Annotated in this window: 23 protein-coding genes; 5 read left to right on the top strand and 18 right to left on the bottom strand. The window is 37.6% G+C overall.

The window, feature by feature from the left end:
- Window positions 1–16: 16 nt before the first annotated feature.
- The 4 genes from BN1243_RS19695 to BN1243_RS19680 all read right to left on the bottom strand — a co-directional run bounded on the left by BN1243_RS19695 (window position 17) and on the right by BN1243_RS19680 (window position 5138).
- Entirely contained in the window at window positions 17–1087 is a 1071-nt protein-coding gene (locus tag BN1243_RS19695; protein ID WP_062109701.1) for a M42 family metallopeptidase, read from the bottom strand.
- 42 nt (window positions 1088–1129) lie between these two features.
- Window positions 1130–2749 (bottom strand): hypothetical protein, encoded by a 1620-nt coding sequence (locus tag BN1243_RS19690; protein WP_062109699.1) that lies wholly within the window; start codon window positions 2747–2749, stop codon window positions 1130–1132.
- Complete coding sequence (locus BN1243_RS19685) at window positions 2742–3497, bottom strand: ABC transporter ATP-binding protein (protein WP_195892165.1); 756 nt, start codon at window positions 3495–3497, stop codon at window positions 2742–2744. The genes BN1243_RS19690 and BN1243_RS19685 overlap by 8 nt, the downstream gene beginning before the upstream one ends.
- A 93-nt stretch (window positions 3498–3590) precedes the next feature.
- On the bottom strand, window positions 3591–5138 hold the full coding sequence (locus BN1243_RS19680; RefSeq protein ID WP_062109697.1) for a peptide-N4-asparagine amidase: 1548 nt from the start codon (window positions 5136–5138) through the stop codon (window positions 3591–3593).
- A gap of 139 nt (window positions 5139–5277) precedes the next feature.
- On the opposite strand from BN1243_RS19680, the gene BN1243_RS19675 reads away from it, so the two are divergent.
- Window positions 5278–5589, top strand: coding sequence for a PepSY domain-containing protein (locus BN1243_RS19675; RefSeq protein WP_062109695.1), 312 nt, complete (start codon window positions 5278–5280; stop codon window positions 5587–5589).
- 68 nt (window positions 5590–5657) lie between these two features.
- Here BN1243_RS19675 and BN1243_RS19670 read toward each other — a convergent pair whose 3' ends face one another.
- From BN1243_RS19670 to trmB, 5 genes are all read right to left on the bottom strand, one after another.
- Complete coding sequence (locus BN1243_RS19670) at window positions 5658–7334, bottom strand: DUF6044 family protein (protein ID WP_062109693.1); 1677 nt, start codon at window positions 7332–7334, stop codon at window positions 5658–5660.
- 19 nt (window positions 7335–7353) lie between these two features.
- Window positions 7354–7755: a GtrA family protein gene (locus tag BN1243_RS19665; RefSeq protein WP_062109691.1), complete on the bottom strand. Its 402-nt coding sequence runs from the start codon at window positions 7753–7755 to the stop codon at window positions 7354–7356.
- Window positions 7755–8744, bottom strand: coding sequence for a glycosyltransferase family 2 protein (locus BN1243_RS19660; protein ID WP_062109689.1), 990 nt, complete (start codon window positions 8742–8744; stop codon window positions 7755–7757). The genes BN1243_RS19665 and BN1243_RS19660 overlap by 1 nt, the downstream gene beginning before the upstream one ends.
- A gap of 178 nt (window positions 8745–8922) precedes the next feature.
- Window positions 8923–9801, bottom strand: coding sequence for a YtnP family quorum-quenching lactonase (locus BN1243_RS19655; RefSeq protein ID WP_062109687.1), 879 nt, complete (start codon window positions 9799–9801; stop codon window positions 8923–8925).
- 130 nt (window positions 9802–9931) lie between these two features.
- Window positions 9932–10570, bottom strand: coding sequence for a tRNA (guanosine(46)-N7)-methyltransferase TrmB (gene trmB / locus BN1243_RS19650; protein WP_062109685.1), 639 nt, complete (start codon window positions 10568–10570; stop codon window positions 9932–9934).
- Between the two features lie 127 nt (window positions 10571–10697).
- Between trmB and BN1243_RS19645 the strand changes: the two genes are divergently transcribed.
- On the top strand, window positions 10698–10976 hold the full coding sequence (locus BN1243_RS19645; protein WP_062110804.1) for a YtzH-like family protein: 279 nt from the start codon (window positions 10698–10700) through the stop codon (window positions 10974–10976).
- A gap of 5 nt (window positions 10977–10981) precedes the next feature.
- Here the strand turns inward: BN1243_RS19645 and BN1243_RS19640 are convergent, their stop codons facing one another.
- The 7 genes from BN1243_RS19640 to BN1243_RS19610 form a co-directional block, all read right to left on the bottom strand.
- Window positions 10982–11761, bottom strand: a complete 780-nt coding sequence (locus tag BN1243_RS19640; protein ID WP_062109683.1) for a phosphotransferase family protein — start codon at window positions 11759–11761, stop codon at window positions 10982–10984.
- Between the two features lie 374 nt (window positions 11762–12135).
- Window positions 12136–13080: an NERD domain-containing protein gene (locus BN1243_RS19635; RefSeq protein WP_062109681.1), complete on the bottom strand. Its 945-nt coding sequence runs from the start codon at window positions 13078–13080 to the stop codon at window positions 12136–12138.
- An 11-nt stretch (window positions 13081–13091) separates the two neighbouring features.
- On the bottom strand, window positions 13092–13646 hold the full coding sequence (gene thpR / locus BN1243_RS19630) for an RNA 2',3'-cyclic phosphodiesterase (RefSeq protein ID WP_154669907.1): 555 nt from the start codon (window positions 13644–13646) through the stop codon (window positions 13092–13094).
- A gap of 97 nt (window positions 13647–13743) precedes the next feature.
- Window positions 13744–14598, bottom strand: coding sequence for a D-amino-acid transaminase (dat, locus tag BN1243_RS19625; RefSeq protein ID WP_062109677.1), 855 nt, complete (start codon window positions 14596–14598; stop codon window positions 13744–13746).
- 44 nt (window positions 14599–14642) lie between these two features.
- On the bottom strand, window positions 14643–16061 hold the full coding sequence (gene pepV, locus BN1243_RS19620; RefSeq protein WP_062109675.1) for a dipeptidase PepV: 1419 nt from the start codon (window positions 16059–16061) through the stop codon (window positions 14643–14645).
- 55 nt (window positions 16062–16116) lie between these two features.
- Window positions 16117–17286, bottom strand: coding sequence for an ABC transporter permease (locus BN1243_RS19615; RefSeq protein ID WP_062109673.1), 1170 nt, complete (start codon window positions 17284–17286; stop codon window positions 16117–16119).
- A complete protein-coding gene (locus BN1243_RS19610) occupies window positions 17276–17983 on the bottom strand; it encodes an ABC transporter ATP-binding protein (protein ID WP_062109671.1) in 708 nt (235 codons plus the stop codon). The genes BN1243_RS19615 and BN1243_RS19610 overlap by 11 nt, the downstream gene beginning before the upstream one ends.
- Window positions 17984–18240: 257 nt before the next feature.
- Between BN1243_RS19610 and BN1243_RS19605 the strand changes: the two genes are divergently transcribed.
- Complete coding sequence (locus BN1243_RS19605) at window positions 18241–18459, top strand: DeoR family transcriptional regulator (RefSeq protein ID WP_062109669.1); 219 nt, start codon at window positions 18241–18243, stop codon at window positions 18457–18459.
- Between the two features lie 77 nt (window positions 18460–18536).
- On the opposite strand, the gene BN1243_RS19600 is transcribed toward BN1243_RS19605, so the two are convergent.
- Window positions 18537–19259, bottom strand: coding sequence for a pseudouridine synthase (locus BN1243_RS19600; protein ID WP_062109667.1), 723 nt, complete (start codon window positions 19257–19259; stop codon window positions 18537–18539).
- Window positions 19260–19373: 114 nt separating this feature from the next.
- On the opposite strand from BN1243_RS19600, the gene BN1243_RS19595 reads away from it, so the two are divergent.
- Window positions 19374–19676 carry a hypothetical protein gene (locus BN1243_RS19595; RefSeq protein ID WP_062109665.1) on the top strand — a complete coding sequence of 101 codons (303 nt, stop codon included), beginning with the start codon at window positions 19374–19376 and terminating at the stop codon, window positions 19674–19676.
- A gap of 66 nt (window positions 19677–19742) precedes the next feature.
- Here the strand turns inward: BN1243_RS19595 and BN1243_RS19590 are convergent, their stop codons facing one another.
- Complete coding sequence (locus BN1243_RS19590; protein WP_062109663.1) at window positions 19743–21377, bottom strand: putative polysaccharide biosynthesis protein; 1635 nt, start codon at window positions 21375–21377, stop codon at window positions 19743–19745.
- A 181-nt stretch (window positions 21378–21558) separates the two neighbouring features.
- Between BN1243_RS19590 and BN1243_RS19585 the strand changes: the two genes are divergently transcribed.
- On the top strand, window positions 21559–22827 hold the full coding sequence (locus BN1243_RS19585; RefSeq protein WP_062110801.1) for a BaiN/RdsA family NAD(P)/FAD-dependent oxidoreductase: 1269 nt from the start codon (window positions 21559–21561) through the stop codon (window positions 22825–22827).
- Window positions 22828–22922: the final 95 nt, after the last annotated feature.

Raw genomic sequence — 22922 nt, 5'->3', positions numbered from 1 at the left:
GTCATTTTTTTCACTATTATTTCTGTTTAATTGCGTCTACCGTTGCACGATCACTTGCTTTCACTAACTTAACGAGCAATTCTTTCGCTGCTGCATAGTCATCGACGTGGATAATAGATGAAGATGTATGAATATAACGTGAACAGATCCCAACGACTGCACTCGGGACGCCATTATTAGCGGTATGAACTCGTCCTGCATCCGTTCCACCTTGAGATACAAAGTATTGATACGGAATATCATTTGATTCAGCTGTATCCAAAATAAATTCGCGCATCCCTTTATGTGTCACCATTGAGCGGTCTAAGATACGAAGCAATGTTCCTTTACCAAGTTGGCCAAATTCATTCTTGTCACCTGAAGCATCATTAGCCGGACTAGCATCTAATGCAAAAAAGATATCCGGGTTAATCATATTGGCTGCAGTTGCAGCTCCGCGGAGCCCAACCTCTTCCTGAACTGTTGCTCCGGAATAAAGAACGTTAGGCAATGCTTCTCCTTGTAGCTCCTTCAACAACTCAATCGATAAACCACAGCCATACCGATTATCCCATGCTTTCGCCATAATTTTCTTTGGATTCGCTAAAGGAGTAAACGGACAGACCGGAACGATCATTTGACCAGGACGAATGCCGATTGCTTCAGCATCTTTACGATCGTCTGCACCAATATCGATCAACATGTTTTTAATATCCATTGGCTTACTGCGTTGTGCATCTGTTAACAAATGGGGTGGTATCGAACTGATTACTCCGTCAATTGTAGTTGCTTCTGTTACAATATGTACCCTTTGAGCAAGTAAAACTTGATTCCACCAGCCCCCGATCGGTTGAAAACGGATCATCCCATTATCCGTAATTCCGGTAACCATGAATCCAACTTCATCCATATGTCCAGCGACCATGATAGTTGGCCCTGCTTCTTCCCCGCGTTTCACACCGAAAATTCCGCCTAGCCGATCTTGGACAACCTCATCAGCATATTTTTTTAACTCTTCTCTCATAAAACTTCTGACAGCATACTCATTTCCTGCAATAGCGGGAAGTTCTGTCAATGTTTTAAATAAATCCATTGTTTGTTGATTCATTTTCCTACCTCCTACCCTTTTAGTTTAACGAATTAATATAGATCAAACCATTTTTTTAACTCCGAAAGTCCATTTCCAAAGCACACCTGTTATAAGAACGAGGACGATAAAATAGCCAATTATTCCATACGGAATCCTCAACACTATTAAATGAAGTCCCGCAAAAGCACCAGCTACAAAAATCACGAGAAATACTTTAAAGGAATTTATTCCTTCTTGTGCACTTTCTACAGGCCTCGTAAACGGAAATCTCTCATTATTAATAACTTTATATGCAAGAACTGTCATTAACACTGCACTAACAAATACAATCAATAAATCTGGCCAGATTCGCCATGAAAAAATAACCATAAATATGATCGATACGATAAGATAAATCGGCAAATATAATCGTACAAGAAATGCTTTCAATGCCGCACTATAAAAACGTTTCTCAGATTTTAATGGAATCGCATGGAATATCCAACCAGCTTTATAGTTTTTGGAGAATTTTATCATATGAACAACTGTACCGACAATAATCGTACTAAAATAAATATTCAAATGAACCTTACTATTTATTAGAGTTTCCTCAGACATAATGGCGTTCATAACAAAAATAAACGGAAAAACTAGTGCCATTCCAAGAAGAGGATAAACTTTTAACTTAAACTCCCGCTCTCTGCTCATCATTAACGATGCAAAACGGAAATACATCTTTTCCTCATCATCAAAACAAACGATTTTCTCCCATAGATTCAAATGTCTTTTCTTAATAACACCAGTTTCTCCCATTAATTTCTGCAAATTACGTTCAAAGCTTGGCATTAGCCATATATAGGCGAAAAGTGAAACTATCGGCATAACTATGGCTAATATCGATAAAACAATATATTCGCTAGCGATATTGTGGCTAATTAATAATTCAAATGGTGCAGCAAACCAAATCGGCGGAATGAAAAAGTGCCACCACTCAAATGTATAAGAGAATTGTAAGTCAACAAAATTGAAAGCACGAATGGCTACTTGATAACCGACGACCACTCCAACCGAAAGGATGATTTGGACATAATTTATAATATCCTTCAGTTGCTCGCTCCCGAATACTTTTAAAATAAACAGATAAATCAGTGCAGTAAAAGTCATGATAAAGAGGATAACTAGTATTATTTCTAATACAAAGATTAAGAAAAATAAGGTCCCTTGTCTAAATAGAATCACAATTGATGGTATTAGAATAAAAGCTCCCGTAATCATCGCCATATAATACGAAATATGTATGAGCTTTGCAGCGTTGACTGTCCTTAAATTCAATGGTTTCGTATGTAAAATAGTCTTGTCTCTCACATCTAATAGGACAGTTGAAAAATCTGAAATCAAAGTCGTCATTAATAAAAATAAAGTAATGGAAAAAACAATGCTCATTTGAAACATATAATGTTGTTTCATTATTACAAACATAATCAACAGCAAACCATAGAGGGCATAAATTCCCAATGATTTTAAAAACTGATTGCCTTTTTGTTTTGATTCTGGCCGATTAGCAAAAATCGTCGGTGTTCGTCTTTGATCCATAAGAAGTTTCGTTTCAAGAATTCTTCTCATTATGGAATAATCTACTTTCACCATTCGAAAAAATGGCTTAAAAACATCGAGCAATTTTAGAAAACGAAACTCAGTCATTTTCAACCCTGCCTTGGACGATCGCAACAAAATTCTTTGCAGATTCTTTATGTTGATCATAGCCTGTTAAACTATTAAAAATTTCTTCTAAAGAGCCTTGCTCACTTTGCTTTTGCAATTGCTCAAAACTACCATCAGCCGCAACATTTCCATCCACTAATAGAACGATGCGGTTGCTAATCTTTTCAACGACATCCATTATATGAGAGGAATAGAATATCGTTTTGCCGCTTTGCGCAAGCCGTTCCATAATATCTTTCATCATAATGACACTATTTGCATCAAGACCACTTAAAGGTTCATCTAGAAAAATGAGATCCGGATCGTGTAGTAAAGCCGAAATAATTAATACTTTTTGCCGCATACCTTTAGAAAATGAAGAAATTCGTTTATGAAAAACATCCTCTAAATTAAATACTTCCATTAGTTTTAGTGCCTTTTGTTCAGCATCATTGCGTTGCAAGCCGTACAATTCACCGATAAAAGTTAAATATTCAGCTGGTGTTAAGTTCTCATATAGATCTGCACTTTCCGGTACATAGCCTATTCTTTTTTTGTAATCCTGACCACTTGTCGCTATATCTTGACCAAAAATTTCTACCTTTCCACCATAACCGTCAACTAAACCTAGCATTATCTTTAAAGTCGTACTTTTCCCTGCTCCGTTAGGGCCAATATAACCGATGATTTGACCGCGGTACACATCAAGGTTGATTCCATTCAAAACTTGTTTATCAATAAAGCGCATCGTCAAATCTTGTATGGATAAGATTTTTTCCTCCAACTGTGTAATGGAAAACACCCCTTTTTTGCAATAGATTAGCAGGGGATTAATCCCCTACTACTTTGTTTCGTGCACATAGTAAACTCTTCCGCCGCGGGTCATGATTGTTTTTTGGTAATCCTGATTAGCGGAATCTTGGAAATTAATATGAGCAGTTGTATTGGCATGTGTAGCACTTGCTTCTTCGTTCATTCGTTGTAAAACTGCATAGGCTTGTGAATTCAAATGCAATGTACTGTTGTATGGCTTTGCTAGCTCTAAACTATCAAACTCACAAACCTCCGTGAATATTTGCGATAAATTTGAGTTCATGCTGATCCCTTTCTTTTCACTGTCGCGAATATAACTGGAGGAACAATCGAGTGTATACGTTGTCTCACGATGTTGTTTTTTCACTATTTGCTCTGATTTGTAAAGTGTTTCATCTGTAGTAACTACTTGAGCACCGTGATCTATTTGCCAGTTAGCTGACTCTATCGATGATTTATCATTAGAGTATTGCAAACTAGATTCAATTTTAGATGTAAAAAGCCCCTCTTCAGTTTCAATTTCTCCCTCAATTACATAAGCCATTTTTGCTTCTTCAGTAGTGAGAATGTCTTGCTCCGAATCTAGCACGCTCGTTTTCGTAGAATAGGCTTGACTAGGAAATTTCATTGTATTTTTTACAATTTTACCTTTTGTCGGAATTCCATTATTTTGATAAAGGAAAAGTGAGCCTCCGATCAACCAATAATTCATATTATTTTCAACACGAATGGATAGTTTATGCTCGCCGCCTAGAAGGCCAGCAAAAGGTGTTAAATTTATTATAAATGTTGGCAAGTTCATGGAACGCAGTCCACTTACAGGTCTGTACAGTAAAGGATTCACTCCACCCGTATATAAAATAGGCTCTGGCCAGACAACGCCAGCTGGTTGATCATCTATGAAAATTTCAACCTCACGAAATGCTGGATTCAATGACCAGAAAAATTCGTCTTTGTTTTGATGAATAACATATAAATCTAAATAAAGTTCCTTCATATCATTTGGCAGAGTCAAAGGCACGTCCATTATGCCATCTTTCTCAATCATATAAGGCTTTGGTGCATTTAAAATCGGGATAATAGAATCAGGGATTTTCATTTCCCACGATTTTTGAGTGATTTCTTTTTCTTCTGATGGGAAAAACTCCAAATAATAAGACATATTAGGGATTCCCGTATGAAGCTCATCCATATAGTTTTCAAGCTGCGTCGTAAATGTCTTTTTACCAGAAAGTATTGGTAGATAGAGTGTAATATCCTTTTCTAATTTCCACATAATCCCATCTTTCGTCGGTTCTGGTGTGCAACCAGCAAAAATTTGAGTATTCCCTGCCCAAATATGCATAATTCGATCAAATTGTCTGCCTTCTTGATCACCTGTTATCGTAAGAATAACCTTTTCCCAATTGCCCTCTGGGAGAGTTACTTCATTTTCAACAGGCGGATGAGCATGATCAAACTTTACATGTTCCATTACTTGAACGACTACAGGCTCAACTGTAGGACGTTTTATTGGTATTTCAATTGAAATGGGATCATCTGTCTTCGTAAATTGCTTCTCAGGTGCTATATTCATTGGACTTCCTCTCCTATTTTTATCTTTTTCTAGATTATAACAGTTTTGTGAATCGGTTACATTTTTTGTTCACCAAATCTTTTCAAAATACACAATTCCTGTATACTAGAAATACCGATTAACATTGGAGGTATGACTTGTGAATTGGAAATCATTTCTCGCTGGAACAGTTGCCGGCCTAATTGGAGGCTATTGTCTTCGCAAAGTTTTAGATGAAAAAATGCCGCTTTCTCCTGAAAAAGTATTGGATGATGTTAAAAACACTTTTAAAAAAGAAGGCAGCATTGATGGTTCGTGGATGCAAATGAAACCTGAGGATTATCAAAAGTACCCAGTAAAAACAAAGGTGTACCGCGGGGGGATTATGCGCACCCATAATGAAGAACGTCAGCAATTTGAATTTATTGCCGATGCCTTCACAGGCAGTATTTTGGACGTATATCCACTCTAAGTTTAGTACCTGTCACGCCCCGAATTTTGTCGATTCGACAAAATTCGGGGCGTGACAGGCACCTTTAGTTACTGCACTTTATATAAGTAAATATTCCAGAACGAATCTGGATGCTTGAATTCCTTCTCTAAAGCTAAATTATTTTCCGTAGCATTTACAATTTCTACACTTGAAATAATGAACTCTCCACCCATTTTTTTCAATTGCCCCGTATTAAGCTCTAAGTTTTCAACTTTCTTATTTTTGTATTTCGAATACTCATATTTCTTCCCAAGTTCATCAACGAAGATATAACATCTTCCTCCCCACTCGTCATAGTAGGTCTGTAATTTTTTATTCTTCGCAAGCTCAGGCGCTATGATTTCTCGAAATTCATCTTTATACGTTAATGGGTAAATATTATTATATGAATCTAGTGTATACATGCCATTATATTGAGCGATATCTGGGTGTATTCCAATACTTACCACACGATAATCTTCAACTGGTTGACCAATGTAATCCTTTATTTCTGTAAATTGTGCTTCTGCAAAAAACTCCCGATAGCTTGGTGAATTTTTATAGGCAATTTGCTCATTATAAGGAACCAACGCCAAAAATTGAAGAGCAGCACATGTAATGGCGATCCAGCGCCCCCACTTTCCCTTTCGCCATAGAATAAGCAGAGATAGGGCAAATAATGCATAGACAATTATCGCACTAAAATAATGGTACCGTGAAAAATTGAAAGTTGTTAATATATTTATTTTATCTTTCAACGGCTGCCAAGCCTCATACCACCAAAACGCATACCAAGTTGATAAAAGAAAATGAGAAATATGTAAAGCAATAAATAATTTTTCCTTTTTCCACTGCTTCGACACGATGATATAAAGTAATAGTATGAGAGCGAGTGGTAAGATAATAATTTCATGGACAGAGCGATCCTGATTATGACCAATGATATAGTTTTTAAATATTAATTGAATAGACCGACCGAAAGTGTTTTTCGAAGCAACAAACACATCTCGGTTCGTCGGTTCATGTGGCATTAGCATGGAGCCGACTAAACGATAATCAATCAATAAATAGATAATCGTCATATAAACGATCGCAAAAAGGAAACGCAGATTCCACTTTTTCGTTCTAATTAAATCAACAACCCAAAAGATTCCGATTGCCGTTAAGAAAAAGAAGAAACCGAGAACGAAGCTTGATAGAAACGGCAAAATCGTTAAAATTAAATAGTTTTTCCACGACTTTTCCCCGTTACGAATGTTTAAAAAAGCCCATAGTGCTAATGGCATCCCTAAAATACTTAACATCCCAGATGGCCAGTAAGGTGTGAGTGCGAATAAAAGAGCGACACCTACTTGAATAAAAGGTACATCCTCTTTCATGACATATTTTTTTAATAATAAATACATCCCTAAAAAGGCAAGTGCTCTTGTAATAAGTTGACTTAGTCCGTAAGCAATTAAAGGCGGAAACATCATAAATAAAGCGACCATTGCATAAAATTGCGAGTAAAATGCATCACGCGATAATTCCCCATTCATAATTTGAGGGATTGCCACATCACTAGGCGCAAATAATTGACCACTTTCTTTTAATACTTTATACCATGCCAAATTGGAATCCAGATTATCATGAACACGCATATGCGCATCCTGCCCAAAGATAAAATAAGGGGCGACCCACACTCCAATCATTATGGAGGCAAGGATCAGCAATAGCTTTCTATTCGAAAAAACTTGTCTTACCATAAATGTTCTCCCTATCTGTTTACTTGTTAAATACGAAAAACTTTTGACCGAGATAATTAGTGATTGTATACAACCCACTGCCAATCAACACTGCGACCTCGTTAACATATGTCATTGGTATCAACAGACTTTTTTCCAATCCCCATTCTGTTACTACTAGGCCTATTTTATAAGAAACGAAATAGCAGACTACGATAACAAGTACAAAACGGAACGCACTTGTGGAAAAAGCAGCTTGACTTTGAAAGGTGAAGCGTTTATTTAAAAAGTAACTAACGACCGCACCGACAGCATTTCCAATCAATGTCGAAACCCAGTAATTCCAATGAAAGAGACTTAGGCAAAGGTACATGATCGATAAACCGACTATTGTATTCATGACACCAACGAGTAAAAAACGCAAAAAAGAATGACGGAGCATTACTCCATCACCTTCTGGATTGCTTCCTGTTCGTTCATAACTCTCGTCAATGATTCTTCAATAATAAATCTTGGTCTATCTTTTACTTCTTCATAAATTTTTCCAATGTACTCGCCAATAAGACCAATACTCATGAGCATTAAGCCCCCGATAAACCAAATGGAAATCATGAGAGACGCCCATCCACTTACAGGTTCAGACATAAACTTTTCTACTAACGCCCAAATACCAGCAATTAAACTGACTAATGCTGATAATAAACCAATCACGGATATTAAACGAATTGGTTTAACACTGAAAGATGTAATCCCATCAAGCGCGAAAGAAATCATTTTGGCTAAAGGATACTTTGATTCACCAGCAAATCTCTCTTTCCGATCATAGTAAACTTGTGTCGACTTAAATCCAACTAAAGGAACCATTCCCCGTAAAAAAAGATTCTTTTCCTTAAATTGAAGTAAAGTAGATAAAGCTCGTTTACTTAATAAACGATAATCTGCATGGTTATTCACTAGTGGTAATCCCATTTTTTCCATTAAACGATAAAAGCCGAGCGCGGTGGATCTTTTGAAAAAGGTATCTGTTTCTCGGCTATCTCGTACACCATAAACGACATCATAGCCTTCTGAATATTTTAAAACAAAATCCTTGATAACCCGAATGTCATCTTGCAGGTCAGCATCGATAGAGATGACACAATCGGAAATTTTTTCAGCCTCTTCTAGACCTGCTAATAATGCACGTTGATGCCCAAAATTTCTTGACAGCTTTACACCGATGACACATGTGTCTTGTTCATACGCTGTAGCTATTTGATCCCATGTTGAGTCTTTACTGCCATCATCCACAAACATCAAATGACTCTTAACATCGATCAGGTTTTCATCCATTAATTCTAGTAAAACTTCTCTTAACTTTTCATAGGTTGTTGTAAAAACTTCTTCCTCATTGTAACAAGGAACAACAATTGTTAATTTTGGTAAATTCATATCTTTTCACCTTCATCTAATTCTCATTTCCTAAATATAACTCTTATTACAGAAGTTGTATATAGTTATTTAAATAGATGAAGCGAATACAATTATTTTTGTTATTGATCAAAGATTCAGAGTCTATGGAAAGGGGGAGCAAACCCTTGTGAAAGGCATTTTTCCGCAACCTTTGCCTCTATTTCCTTAACTCTCCCAACAACGTCCCGTCATCGGATCGATTTCTTTTCACTGAAGTAAGGATCTTTCCATTTCCATTCCATTTTAGAGCACGATAATAAGCATCATGATAAAAACTAAACCAATCACCCGCCTCGATGATGGAATGAATCCATTTTTGTTTGGCGCGAATCGAATCCATCGGATAATCATCATAAGCCAATACCCATAACACATTTTGATGAGCATGAGTCGGCATCAGATCCGCCATATGAACTAGCCGCTCGCCACCACTTTCAATCACAATAATTGAATGACCATTGCTATGGCCCCCTGTATGGATCATTTTAATTGTATCTTCAATGACAATTTCCTCTTTGTACGTTACAACCTGCTCCTTAATAGCTTCCCAGTTTTCTTTCCAATATGTATTCTGTGAACGTATATTTGGGTTTCGCATCTCATCCCACTCTACTTCTGACGTGTAAATAACGGCATTCGGAAATACCGATGCAAAGTCGCCATCTACAGGTTTCGTCAATCCACTGGCATGATCAAAATGAAGATGAGTCATACAAACAACATCAATATCATTTGGGGTTAAACCAATTTTTGCCAAATCACTTTCTACACATGATTGTTCAGTCACACCAAAATTACGTAGTTGTTTCTCTGTTAACTTTCCATTTCCAATCCCTGTGTCAATCAAGACATTTTTTCCATTCACTTGTAAAAAGATTGGATCACAGCGCAATTCAATTTGATTCTTTTCATTCACAGGATATTTCCTTGACCACAATGGTTTTGGCACTACTCCAAACATCGCACCTCCGTCAAGAAAATTATCCCCTCCATTCAACCACCTCAAAGTAAGCTTACCTAATTCTAATCTCTCCATAAAAAGATCCCCCTCCTTGGGTGCCTGGCACGCCCCGAATTTTGTCGAAATTTTATTTTGTGTACCCATTAATTTTAACAATTACGACGCTACTTACCAAAAAAAAGCACACGCAAACTTACGTGTGCTTTTACAAATATTTTACTTCACAACGATAGATCGGTTGGCCCTTTGCAGAAAACTTCTCTTCATATTCGGTCATAATATTACCTTCAAATTCGCTTTTATGAAGATCAAGCCAAACACCCTTCAACAGCATTCCATACTCTGAAAAGCTAACAAGCGAATATTCAAATAAACCGCGATTATCGGTCTTAAAGTGAATCTCTCCGCCATCTATAAGAATATCTTCGTAAATTTTCAAGAAAGTTTTATATGTCAAACGTCTTTTTTCATGGCGATTCTTCGGCCATGGATCTGAGAAGTTTAAATAAACGCGTTGAACATCATTCTTCGCGAAAAAATTCCGCAAATCTTCACCATTCGTATTCAATAATTTAACATTCGGCAAGTCTGCTTCAATTAATTTATCAAGGGCAGAAACAATTACACTTTCCGCAAGTTCTATCCCAATATAATTAATATTTGGATGAACACGAGCCATTTCAGTAATAAAACGCCCTTTTCCAGTCCCAACTTCAATATGGATAGGATTGTCGTTTTCGAAAAGATTGTTCCATTTTCCAATATATGATTCTGGATTAGGAATAACATATTGTGGATGCTGTTCAATTCTTTCTCGTGCCCAAGGTTTATGTCTTACACGCATCGTTTTTTACACCTCTATATTTACTTTTGTTGAAACACCAATAACCTTCCGTAAAAACTTAACTCCGCATAAAGACCAAACATCTGCACAAACTACAATCAACATTCTTACAGAAGGGAAGAGTATGATGTCTTTAAGTCACCAAGATCAAGTCAATTTATTGCAAGATATATTAAATAATCATTTAGAAGATTGCTGTGGTTCTGTAGCAGAATATGAACAGGTTGAGCGACTAATCAAGTCTTTACTTGCGAATAATGCAGTTCCTCAAGCCATGGAACCGCTCTTACATGATATCTATTCGTATTCACAATCTGGAAAAAACTCGTCCAATTCTGATTCGCATATAAATGCCCACCAGGAACAGCTCTCCCAGTGGGTTCAAGTCATTAACACTTTTTCCTAGACTGCTCACTCATAGTAAAAGTTTTCCAAGTCCTTCAACCAATATTTCATCTCCGGCATGTGGTTCTTTTGCTTGTGCCATTGAATTGATTGAAGGGTATGGGCAATCGTGTACCATTTCATGCGAAGTTCTAAATCTGGTGTCAAGGCAGTACCATAATGATTCAGCCAAGTCACCCAGTCACTCTTCGGTATATACCAATGTAGCAAAGGCCCTAAATCTAATGCCGGATCTGCAATCGCAGCACTGTCCCAATCAATCAAATAAACTTCGCCTTCTTCTGAAAGCAACCAATTATTATGATTGACATCACCATGGCAAACCGCCCATTCATCACAATGAATATGGGCGATCTCGCTTTTCAAGAAATTCAATGCGTCTTTTACAACGTGGAGAGCCAAGAAATCTCTGTCTAGTGTGGATTCTATATCTTGGAGCATGGAAGTGGGCGCGTAAGGGGTCTTTTCCATGCGAATCATCATATTTAAAAGCGGCCGTGATTCATGTATTTTTTTTAATAACATGGGAGCAAGATCTCCAGCCATTTCCTCCGCATTAAATTCTCTACCTATTAAACATTGCTGGGCAGTAATGACATCCCCATTTTCCATTCTTCTTGTCCAAATCAATTTTGGAACAATACCTTCAGCTGATAAAACAGCTAAAAATGGAGATGAATTTCGTTTGAGAAATAGCTTTTGCCCGTCTTTGATTGCAAAAAAAGCTTCACCTGTTGCACCGCCAGCTGAAACAATTTCCCAATCCTGCCCCAATAAATGTTCCACTTTGATTTCACCTTCAATTATGTCAACAAAATAGTAATTGCATTTCAAGTTGTTACTTTCGTTGTCTAGCTCCAGGCGGCAACGACTAGCAAACTTTCAGCTTCTTCCTACGATAAGTCAACATCAGTTCGCCTATCGGCTCACTGTGTTTCCTTTATCTCAGGCCAACAGGATGTTGGTCAGAACGGCGTTGCGCTAGGACGGCGCGTCCTTAGCCGTTCATCCTTATTATAAAAGCTTGTACGTCGCTAAACGCCGCCTTCCGCTTTTCGAATAAAAAAGACAGCTATCGACTACTATAGCCATCCTTTTAAATTTTAGCGTTAAAGGACTTTTGTCGTCAAGTAGATTTATGAGAATACCTACATTTTACATTATAATCGATCATGTTCCCACTCTGGCCGACGAAAGGAAGTTGTTTGACAATAGTCAAGAAGAACTTTAGCTGCTTGCATTTGCATCCTTTTAACGGGTGAGTGGGCATGCCGAATTTTTTGGAACCACTCTTCATACGAACGTTTATCTAAGAATTGCAAGTCACTAGGCACATCCGGATAATCTATAAAGCCTGTTCTGGAAACAATGACCTTGTGAATTGGAAGATCAACCCCAGCTAACGTAAAAAGTTGTTTCACTATTTTCCCCATTCGGTTAGCTGACATCATTGGACTTAATACCTTCGTTTCCCGATCTCCTATTTTCATGCTCCAAAAGTGATCATTAGAGCCAATATATACCGCATCCTCTTCTTCCAAAAAGGCAAGACACCAAATATCTGTGGGAGTTAGTAATAATAGCTCAAATTCAACAGGTGCTTTTTTCAACAAGAAAACCGGTTCATACAACAATAAGGTATGATCAGGAAAACTTTGCAAAAAATGCTTTAAACGTAAATCCTCATAGTAACGCGAGTCAACAAAAGACTTTTCTGCGATCGTTGAACTAGCCCACTTTATCTGAAATTTTAGCAGGTGATCGAGAAATTGTTGTTTTAACTCTAGCTCCGTGTTTGCATTAAAGGAAAAAGAAACGTCCAACTCCTCTTCATTCATCCCTCTTAACAAAGCCTCTTCATACTCTCTATTTAAAAAGTCGTCTTCATCACGATTGAAAATCTGTTTGATTTTATTAAAGACACTGCGTTTTTCCGGCACTTCTTCAACGATTGGCTGTTTGTGAACGTCAAGTTCTCCCATTTCCCAAGCGACCTTAATCTTTTCCCATTGTTGCTTTTTTAATCGAATATACTGGGAAGGATATCTGGATAGGTCCGTTTCATAACGTGATATATAATCCTGTAATTTAATCAATTGAGCCATTTCTATCATCCTTAAAAATAAAACGATTTTATCTTTTCATACTTCGGGGTTTGCTCCGGATGTGTACGGTATAGGACGACTTCTACAGCCGTAAAATCAATCTTCGGCCTATATACAGATAACTCTTTCCGATCAAAGAGTCGTTCGTCCCCCCATCTTCGAGCCAGTGTAATATGTGGAGTAAATGGACGAGTTTCAAGTTGAAATCCTGCTAATTTACAACTTGAATAAACTTGCTTTTGGAGCTGATTCAATTCATCTGAAGGCTCAACACCGGCCCATAAAATGCGACTGCCAAATGAATCGATAAAACTTATTTGCATTGGAAAGTTTGTATAGTTATTTAAACAAGCTTCAACATGACCAAGAGCGACTTTCAACTGCTGTTCGTCTGCAGAGCCTAAAAAGGCTAACGTTATATGGTAATCAGCAGGATGAACCCATTTTTTAAAAGGTAGGGCTGATTGAAGTTCTTCACTGATTGTCCATATAGTTTGCTTCGTTTCGTCTGGTAGAGCTAATGCAAAAAAATAATGAGCAGCCGTCATGATCTTTACTCCCTTCAAGCAATTCCCCTATCCTGCCCTTTGATTTTCAAATAAATCTATTTAAAGCCATTAGCGCCCGTTTCATAGGGCGCTAATGGCAATGCAGTTCATTCTTTCACTTATTATGTTTGTCAGATTCAATTTTTGCAACAAATAGAGATTGTAATTGACTCGTAATACGCCCTGGTTTTCCATCCCCGATTACTTGCTCATCAATTTGAATAACGGGCATTACTTCAGATGTTGTGCTTGATATAAAAACTTCATCGGCATTAAAAAGATCATCTATGTGGAACGGTTCTTCTGAAAAAGGAATGTCATTTTCTGCACATAGTTTTGCAATTACTTGGCGTGTAATACCGTTCAGTATCAAGTTCGTTGCAGGATGTGTTTGAATTTTTCCGTCTTTAATAATATAAGCATTAGACGAAGAACCTTCTGTGACTAACCCATTACGGTGTTGGATAGCTTCAAAGCAGCCTTGTTCACTTGCTTCTTGTTTTGCCAAAATATTAGGAAGTAGGTTTAAACTTTTTATATCACAGCGAAGCCAGCGAATATCATCGACAACGATCGCTTTCACACCATTTGCCATTGCTTCTTCTGGTCGTGGTACCTCTTTCGTGTAAGCTGTCAAAACAGGTTGAATTTCTTCCCCTGGGAAAACATGGTTACGAGGTGAAGCACCTCTTGTCAATTGCATATAAAGGGATCCGTCTTTCACTTGATTTTCTTTCACAAGTTGCTCCACTAAAGCACGCAATTGTTTTTTATCAAACGGAACAATCATTTTGATTTTCTCAGCACTTTGATAAAATCTGTTCAAGTGTTCCTCTGCTGTAAATAAGGATCCATCATAAATACGGATTACTTCGTAAACTCCATCTCCAAATTGATAGCCACGATCTTCAATATCAATTACGGCTTCTGAACGCTCTGTTATTTGATCATTAATAATTACTTTACCCATTAAGCACATCCCCTTATTTTTCTGGAAATTCTGATGAACTTATTTTACTCCCTACTTGCCAGTTCGTAAATGGCCTCAGCGTAAATAGCCGTTGCTTTTAGTAAATCAGCCAATTCCATGTATTCATCTTTTTGATGAGCAACGTCTGGTCTTCCTGGAAATAAAGCTCCAAACGCAACCCCCATTTTAAGAGAGCGGGCATACGTTCCACCGCCAATCGCTAAAAGTTGCGCCTTTTCCCCCATTTGCTTTTCGTACACATTTTTTAAAACTTGAATCAATTCACTATCCTCTTCAACATGGTGAGGATGAGAATTTGAAAATTTATCAATCGTAAAGCCAACGTTTCCTGCGACCTGTTTAATTGTTTCTTTGCCAATTTCCATATTAAATGTGACTGGGTAGCGAATTGTAAGGCCGAAACGTCCTCCATCCTGCTCGTTATAAGAAAGGATTCCAATATTGACAGTTAGTTCGCCTGAAATTTTGTCACTATAAACTATATTTATACCGTGACCACGGGAATCAGCAAACAACTGCCCTGCAGTTGTAACATATGTTTTGCCTTTTTGGTCTAGTTCCAGCAAAGCTAGAAACTCAGCTAAAATTAATCCGGCATTTTTTCCTTTCTCTGGTTCGGAACCGTGTGCAGCTTTTCCATCCAATTCTAATACTGAGTAGCCGCTTTCTACATAATAGTTTCCCGTTACCTCACGGCGTTCAAGGAAATCTTGGAATAATTGGATGATTTCAGTATGCCCAGCTTTAATATCTAAAACAGCCTTCGCATAATCAGGTACCATATTGTAGCGGAGCCCCGCTGTAAATGAAATTAATGTTATATCCGAACTTTTCATTTCAGCAGGAGAAAAATTTTGCACTAATTCAAGATCCGCTATTCCTTTTTCGGCAATAATAATTGGAAAATCTGCATCTGGAGCAAACCCCATATCAGGCATTTCCTCATGCTGGAAATAGTGGTCGACACAACGCCAATCACTTTCTTCATCTGTTCCGATAATTAATCGTACTCGCTTCTTTAGTGGCAGACCTAATTCTTTTACTATTTTCATTCCGTAATATGCCGCAAGCGTAGGGCCTTTATCATCGATAGCACCACGCGAATAAACTCTATCATCCTTAACAGTTCCGGAAAATGGATCAACCGACCAACCATCACTTGCCGGAACTACGTCAACATGTCCTAAAACCCCGATCAATCTCTTTCCTTCGCCCATTTCAAGATGTCCTGCAACATTTCCGGAATTTTTCGTTGTAAAGCCATCTTTTTCTCCAAGGGATAACATGTAATCAAGCGCTCGCTTAACGTCGACACCAAGTGGAGCATCTTCTGTGGCATTTTTTTCATCTAAAACACTCGGGATCTGCAATAAGCCTTGCAAATCAGCAATCAACTCTTCTTTCCTACTCTCCACTTCCACTTGCCAATCTATTTTTTCCATAAGTCCATACTCCTTTGATTAATGATCCTATTATATTGTACCTCTATTATCTTCCTCATAGCTGATAGAAAATATAAATTCTTATGTAAGTTATTAAACCAACAATTAAAAGAAATGGAATAACAGCGACAGCCGTCACGCTCCTTTTCCCGACAAAAAACGCGTCTTCACTTGCATATTTCCTTGTAAATGGAGGAGATGCAATCACCTTATGCCAGACATTTCCAATCCAACTAAGGAGAAAAATACACCCACTACCGACAACCGCTACTTTCAACCAGATCGGAGGTAAGAAGAAAGCTGCAGCTGAAGTCCAGCCGATAATTTGGAAGTAACTTAACATATATTGTTTATCCCTAGTTATTACTTTAATAAAAAGTTCCAAAAATCCATTTTTAGGTGTGCGCTTTTTAAAAATCCGGTTGGATCGGGAATAAAGACGTGGACTTTTACGGTTTGAATAAGAAATGGGTATCTTTTCTATATCCATTGATATTCTAAAAATCGCCTCTGTCCATTTACTTTTTTCAAGCTGATCGATTGCGAGATCTCGTTCAAAATTATAAACAGAAGTGAAGCGAGGGCGTACTAATGCAATCGAAATGAAACTATTAAAGAAAATAAGAGCAACACATAGTAAGTATGCTTGATCAATGAAAAAGCTATAACTAAACTGCCAAATTAAAAGAGCCCCTAAAAAGATTGGAATTCCTCGCAGAAAACTTCTCCAACCGCGGATCATAACATCGACTTTCCCTTTTATCCCCATTATTAACCATTTAAGCGACACCCAGAGACATGCAAATAATAACAACTGAGTAATGTTCAAATCGAAATGACGAAACCAAAAAGGAGCAATCGCCAAACAAAGGCCTGCGGCTGACAAGCATTCAAACAGATAAGAATATATAATTCCTCCTCGTTTTAACCCGAGGAATAGCTTTTCATTCCTTTTAAGAAAAATTCGATCTGCTTCCCGTACAAAAGTTAAAAAATGATCGCCCCATAAAAGGAAAAAGAAAATCAAGAAAAGTATGCCAACAGGAATCCCATCCATCCAACTCGGAATTTCTGTCCACCATGATTTATACACAAAGAATGATATTACAGTTGCAGGTATAACGAAATAAACGAAAACTGTCCAATCGATGACAGATTTTAAAACACCATATTGCCCTTTCCAATGTTGTTTAAGTCTTTGCCATAAAAGTTGCCTACTCGTCATACTCATCATCCTCCATGGTAATGCACGAATAAAGACTGTTATCAGTTGCACCACATTGGGATAATACTTCTTCGAGTGTACCTTTCGCTTTTATATTTCCTTTTTCAACAATTACGAATGAATCACAAATCCGTTGTGCAGTATCTAAAATATGAGTACACATTAAAATTGCAGTTCCATTCTTTCTCTCTTCCTCTAGCATGTCTAATAACAGCTTTGTAGAACGAGGATCTAATCCCATAAATGGTTCATCTATAATTAATAAACTTGGTTTCGTAAATAGAGCGAGAGCGAGCATTCCTTTTTGTTGCATTCCTTTTGAAAAATTACCCGGAAACTCATGATAATGTTGACTTAATCGAAATTTCCGTAAAATTTCTTTTGCATAACTTAGATACTCTTCGCCTAATTCCTCAACAGCTGAAACAAACTCAAAGTGCTCCCATAAAGTTAATTCTTGATAAAACAGTGGTCGTTCAGGTATATAAGCATATCGGCTTCCGTGCGCCCTAGAAATTTGACCTTCTATAAAAGGAAGATCATTCAAAATAGCTTTAATCGTCGTACTTTTTCCTGCGCCATTAGAACCAATCATTCCCATTAATTCTCCTTGATTAATAGAAAAGGAGATATTGGAAATGACAGCCTCGTTTAATTGATAACCTGCTTCTTTTATATGTACATCTAAAATGGCCATAAGCATTCACCCCCTATTTTTTACGGTGCTAAAGCTTGATAAGTTTCATAATTGTCCTAGTTTTGCAGGTCACTCCTTATTCCTGCAAAATAGCCCTTCCATTTTTTTTATAAATGAGTTAAAATAGAACTGTCTGAAAAATTAAAATAGGGAAAAGGAGTTGTCTGCGGGAATTTAATCATCGGAAAGCCGCCGCTTTGAAGGGGCAAAGACGTAAGAACCTACTGCCATTGGATTAAAAATGAGGGAGTGGTTTTTTGAATCCGTCGACAAATCGAATGCTTAACCGAATTAAGGCCATTTACATCTATATATTAGAAAATGGTACCGTGACAACACGAGAGCTTGCTGAAGAATTCGGGAGCACTCCTCGCACCATTCAAAGGGATTTAAATGTTTTGGAATATAATGAGCTTATTAGCAGCCCTAAACGTGGAAAATGGACAACAACAACGAAAAAGGTGAAACTAACATAAGCCATTATAACTTTCATCTCTTATTCTGAATTTGATATTTATCGGGGGTACTACAAGGACTGCCCAAACATTGAGGGTCAGTCTTTTTGGTTTGCGTCTTTTAACATTAAAAGTTCTTCATCCGTTAGTTCTCGATAAGTTCCGAGTTTTAGTTCTTCATCAAGAAGGAGAGGTCCCATAGAAATTCGTTTCAAAAACACGACTTCTTTATCTACCGCAGCAAACATTCTTTTTACTTGATGAAATTTCCCCTCAGTAATCGTGATCTCTATATCGGAATATGGTCCTGATTTTAAAATTTCTAATTTTCCCGGTTTTGTTATGTAGCCATCATCGAGTTTTAATCCTTTGGCAAATTTCTCTACATCGTCTTCAGTTACCATTCCTTTAATGACAGCAAAATATGTTTTTGGAACATTTTTATTTGGTGATAATAATTGATGAGCTAGTTTCCCATCGTTTGTTAGTAAAAGTAAACCTTCTGTATCTTTATCTAACCGACCAACGGGAAATGGCTGAAAGATGATATCTTCTTCATGTAATAAATCAACTACCGTTCGTTCTCTCACATCCTCTGTTGCTGAAATAACCCCTGCTGGTTTATTCATCATCAAATAAATAAACTCTTTATACACAACTTCCTCATTAAAAACAGTAATTATATCATCATTTGGATTGATGTGGGTTTTTCCATCCTTTACTATCTCGTTATTAACAGTCACACTACCATCTTTTAAAAGCTTTTTAACTTCTTTTCTACTCCCAAAACCTTGATTAGCTAATAACTTATCAATTCTCAATCTTTTCACTCCCAAAAAAGTAATTCCTTCTAATTAGGCATTTACCCATACACATATGAGACTATAACATAGGCTAATGATGCAAAGAGATAACAGAATGGAGTGACGTGTCAAATGGATTTTCGTCAACAAATGCTACCTCAGTTTCCCGGTCAAATGCCATCTCCTTTTTATGGAGACATGACACCACAGTTTCATGGAGAGATGATGCCACAACAACAGCAATTCTTTCCAGGTTTTCCAGACAACTCAGGATTAGAGCGTCGTGTTAATCAATTAGAAAACCAGGTACAAAAAATGGAGCGGCAATTGAACCGGGTTGAAAGAAGATTATCACGTTTGGAAGGAAAAGGCTCCCACACAGGGTTTCCGGGATACACCCCTCGACCAAATTATGAAGAAACAGGGTATTATTAAACTTAATTAAACTGATTGGCTGTATAAGGACCTTTCGTCTCTAGACAGCCAATTTTATTTTGCCGATTACGAATGTTTTTCTCGTTTCCCCATTCCCAATTTGGCCTTTACCTTTTCAATCCTAGTTCCAAATAATCGATCGGCAAGACCAGATCTCAATCCAAGATAACCATAAATTACAACACCTAAAGATGCACAAATAATAATTATAAGTAAAGACAAAAAGCGAGATTCAGGATTAAACAGATGGTCTAAACCGCGATAAACAAAAAAGACTGGAACAAGCATCATCACATTAAAAATTAAGATCAACATCGTTCTTCGACTTACCAATTTAAATGGATAACGACCAAATATTTTTATGACGATCAAATTAATGATAATCGAGATTGCATAGCCCAGTGTTGTCGCATAAATGGCTCCTACGGTACCATATGCTTCAATCATCGGAGTATTAAAAGCTAATTTGAAGAGGATCCCTGTTAGTAAACTAAGAATCGTAAATCGTTGTTCATTGATTCCTTGTAAAATCGCAGCCGTAACAGAATACAAGGCAAATAAAATAGCAACAGGTGCATATGCTTGCAGGACTTCAGCTCCAAATGGACTATATTCATAAAAAACAGTATAAATTGGTTCGGCTAGTATGGCTAAGCCTAAAGCTGCTGGTACTGTAATAAACAAAAGCATTTGTATCGTTTGGTCTATTTGTCGAAACATTACTTTGCGATCGCTATTAACAAAGGATTCTGTAATTAAAGGGACAATTGTCATGGCAAAGGCTGTTGCAAGTGAAACAGGAATGATGACAAGTTTATGAGTTGTCATCAATGTTCCATAGGCGGTATTGAGATCTTTCGCCACATGTCCTCCTGCAATCATTGCACTATTAAAAGTTAATTGATCAATAAATTGATAAAGTGGATTCGCAATCCCCACCATTACAAATGGAAAAGCGTATACGATAATCTCTTTATACATATTTGTAAGAGAAATATCGAGAGTCCCCTTATCCTGCCGCAATTGCTCATCTAAACCGGATTTCCTTTTCTTCCAATACCAAAGCAATACAACGAGACTTGCTAGACCACCGATAAATGCAGCAAATGTTGCAACACTTATGGCTGTTACGATACTTCCTTTCCAAATATGTAAAACCGCATAACTTCCTGCCAATAAAAAAATAATTCTTGCAAGCTGCTCGATTACAGTTGAAACTGCTGATGGCCCCATTGATTGGTTTCCCTGGAAAAAACCGCGAATTAAACTCATTATGGGAATAATAATCAATGCAAAACTAACAGCCTTAATAACAGCAGCGACATCAGTTACTGTGTAAGTTGTGTCAGCTCCCCTTAGCACGATTTCAGCCAGTGGTGTCGCTAGTAAGTACATCACTATAAAGGATATAATCCCTGTAATCGACATTACTACAAGACCGGAGCGAAAAAGCTTACGGCCAACCGCATACTCTTCGAGAGTATTATATTTAGCAATATATTTTGACACGGCCATAGGTACACCTGCTGTGGCAATGCTAATAAAAATCGTATAAGGAATATAGCCGTAAGAATAGAGAGCATATGGCCCTTCCCCACCAATAATTGCATAAAACGGAATAACATAAAGTAAACCTAACACCTTGGACAAGATTGTTCCTAAAGTTAATATAAACGTTCCACGAATCAATTTAGAAGACATACATCTCTAACTCTCCAATGTAATTTTTATATAAAAATGCAAAAGCATTTTTTGAAAATAAATTCACTACTTGTTAGTTTACAGCTATCGACGATGTTTGACAATCTTCTTCGAGTTGCGAATCCATTTCATCCGTTGTATTTTAAATAAAGGAAATATAACAACTGGATGTGAATAAATGATGATGTACGATGTGATCGTCATCGGTGGCGGCCCTTCAGGATTAATGGCTTCCATTGCCGCCGCTGAACAAAATAAACGTGTACTGTTAATTGATAAAGGTACGAAATTAGGGCGAAAGCTAGCCATTTCTGGTGGTGGGCGCTGTAATGTAACGAACCGCTTGCCTATTGATGAAATAATTCGCCACATCCCGGGGAATGGCCGTTTTCTTTACAGCGCCTTTTCTATTTTCAATAACGAAGACATCATTCGTTTTTTTGAAAATCTTGGGATTCCCTTGAAAGAGGAAGACCACGGACGGATGTTTCCTGTTTCAAATCGTGCTCAATCGGTTGTGGATGCACTACTTTCACGGATGGACGACCTCGGAGTAGAGGTACGAACTCAAAGTAAAGTAAAAAAGATTGTATATCAGAACTCCCAAACTGAAGGTGTCATATTAGAATCAGGTGAAAAAATATTGTGTGCTGCTGTTGTAGTGGCAACAGGAGGAAAGTCCGTTCCACAGACTGGTTCCACTGGTGACGGTTATCCTTGGGCTGAGGACGCTGGTCATACGATTACAGAGTTGTTCCCAACGGAAGTTCCGATCACTTCGGCAGAACCTTTTATTAAAGACAAATCTTTACAAGGCCTATCCTTACGAGATGTTTCATTGAGTGTTCTGAAACCAAATGGCAAACCTCTAATCACCCACAAAATGGACATGATTTTCACCCATTTTGGAATTTCTGGACCCGCTGTCCTACGTTGCAGCCAATTTGTAGTCAAAGCAAAAAAGAAATGGAAACTGGATGAAGTCATTATGGAACTTGATGTTCTTCCTGATCAAAATCAGGAAATTCTTTTTCAAGACTTGCAAAAAACAGTAAAAGCCGAACCTAAAAAGGCGATAAAAAACGCTTTAAAAGGACTTATTCCTGAACGATACTTGTTGTTTTTGCTGGAGCGATGCGAAATTGAAGCTTCTCTACCATGTGCTTCGATCTCGATTGAACAATTGCGGACTTTTGTGAAAATGTGTAAAAAATTCCATTTTAAGGTTAATGGTACACTCTCTTTAGAAAAGGCATTTGTGACAGGCGGAGGCATTTCATTAAAAGAAATAGAGCCAAAGACAATGGCCTCTAAGTTTATGCCAGGCCTCTATTTTTGCGGGGAAATTCTTGATATTTACGGATACACGGGGGGCTATAACATTACCTCCGCTCTAGTTACAGGGCGATTAGCTGGGACTAACGCGGCAAAGTTTGTGGAGGGTAATTAAGTTTTTAAGTAAAGGAGGGGGGATTTCCTATCAACCCTCGAATTGGACAGTTCTATTCGACCAGAGTAAGCGAATTTCCCAGCAATGGTCGAATT

The organism is Bacillus niameyensis, assembly GCF_001375535.1.
Taxonomy (GTDB): Bacteria; Bacillota; Bacilli; order Bacillales; family Bacillaceae_C; genus Lederbergia; species Lederbergia niameyensis.
Note: the sequence above shows the minus strand (reverse complement) of the source record. Positions and strands in the feature narration are given on the sequence as shown.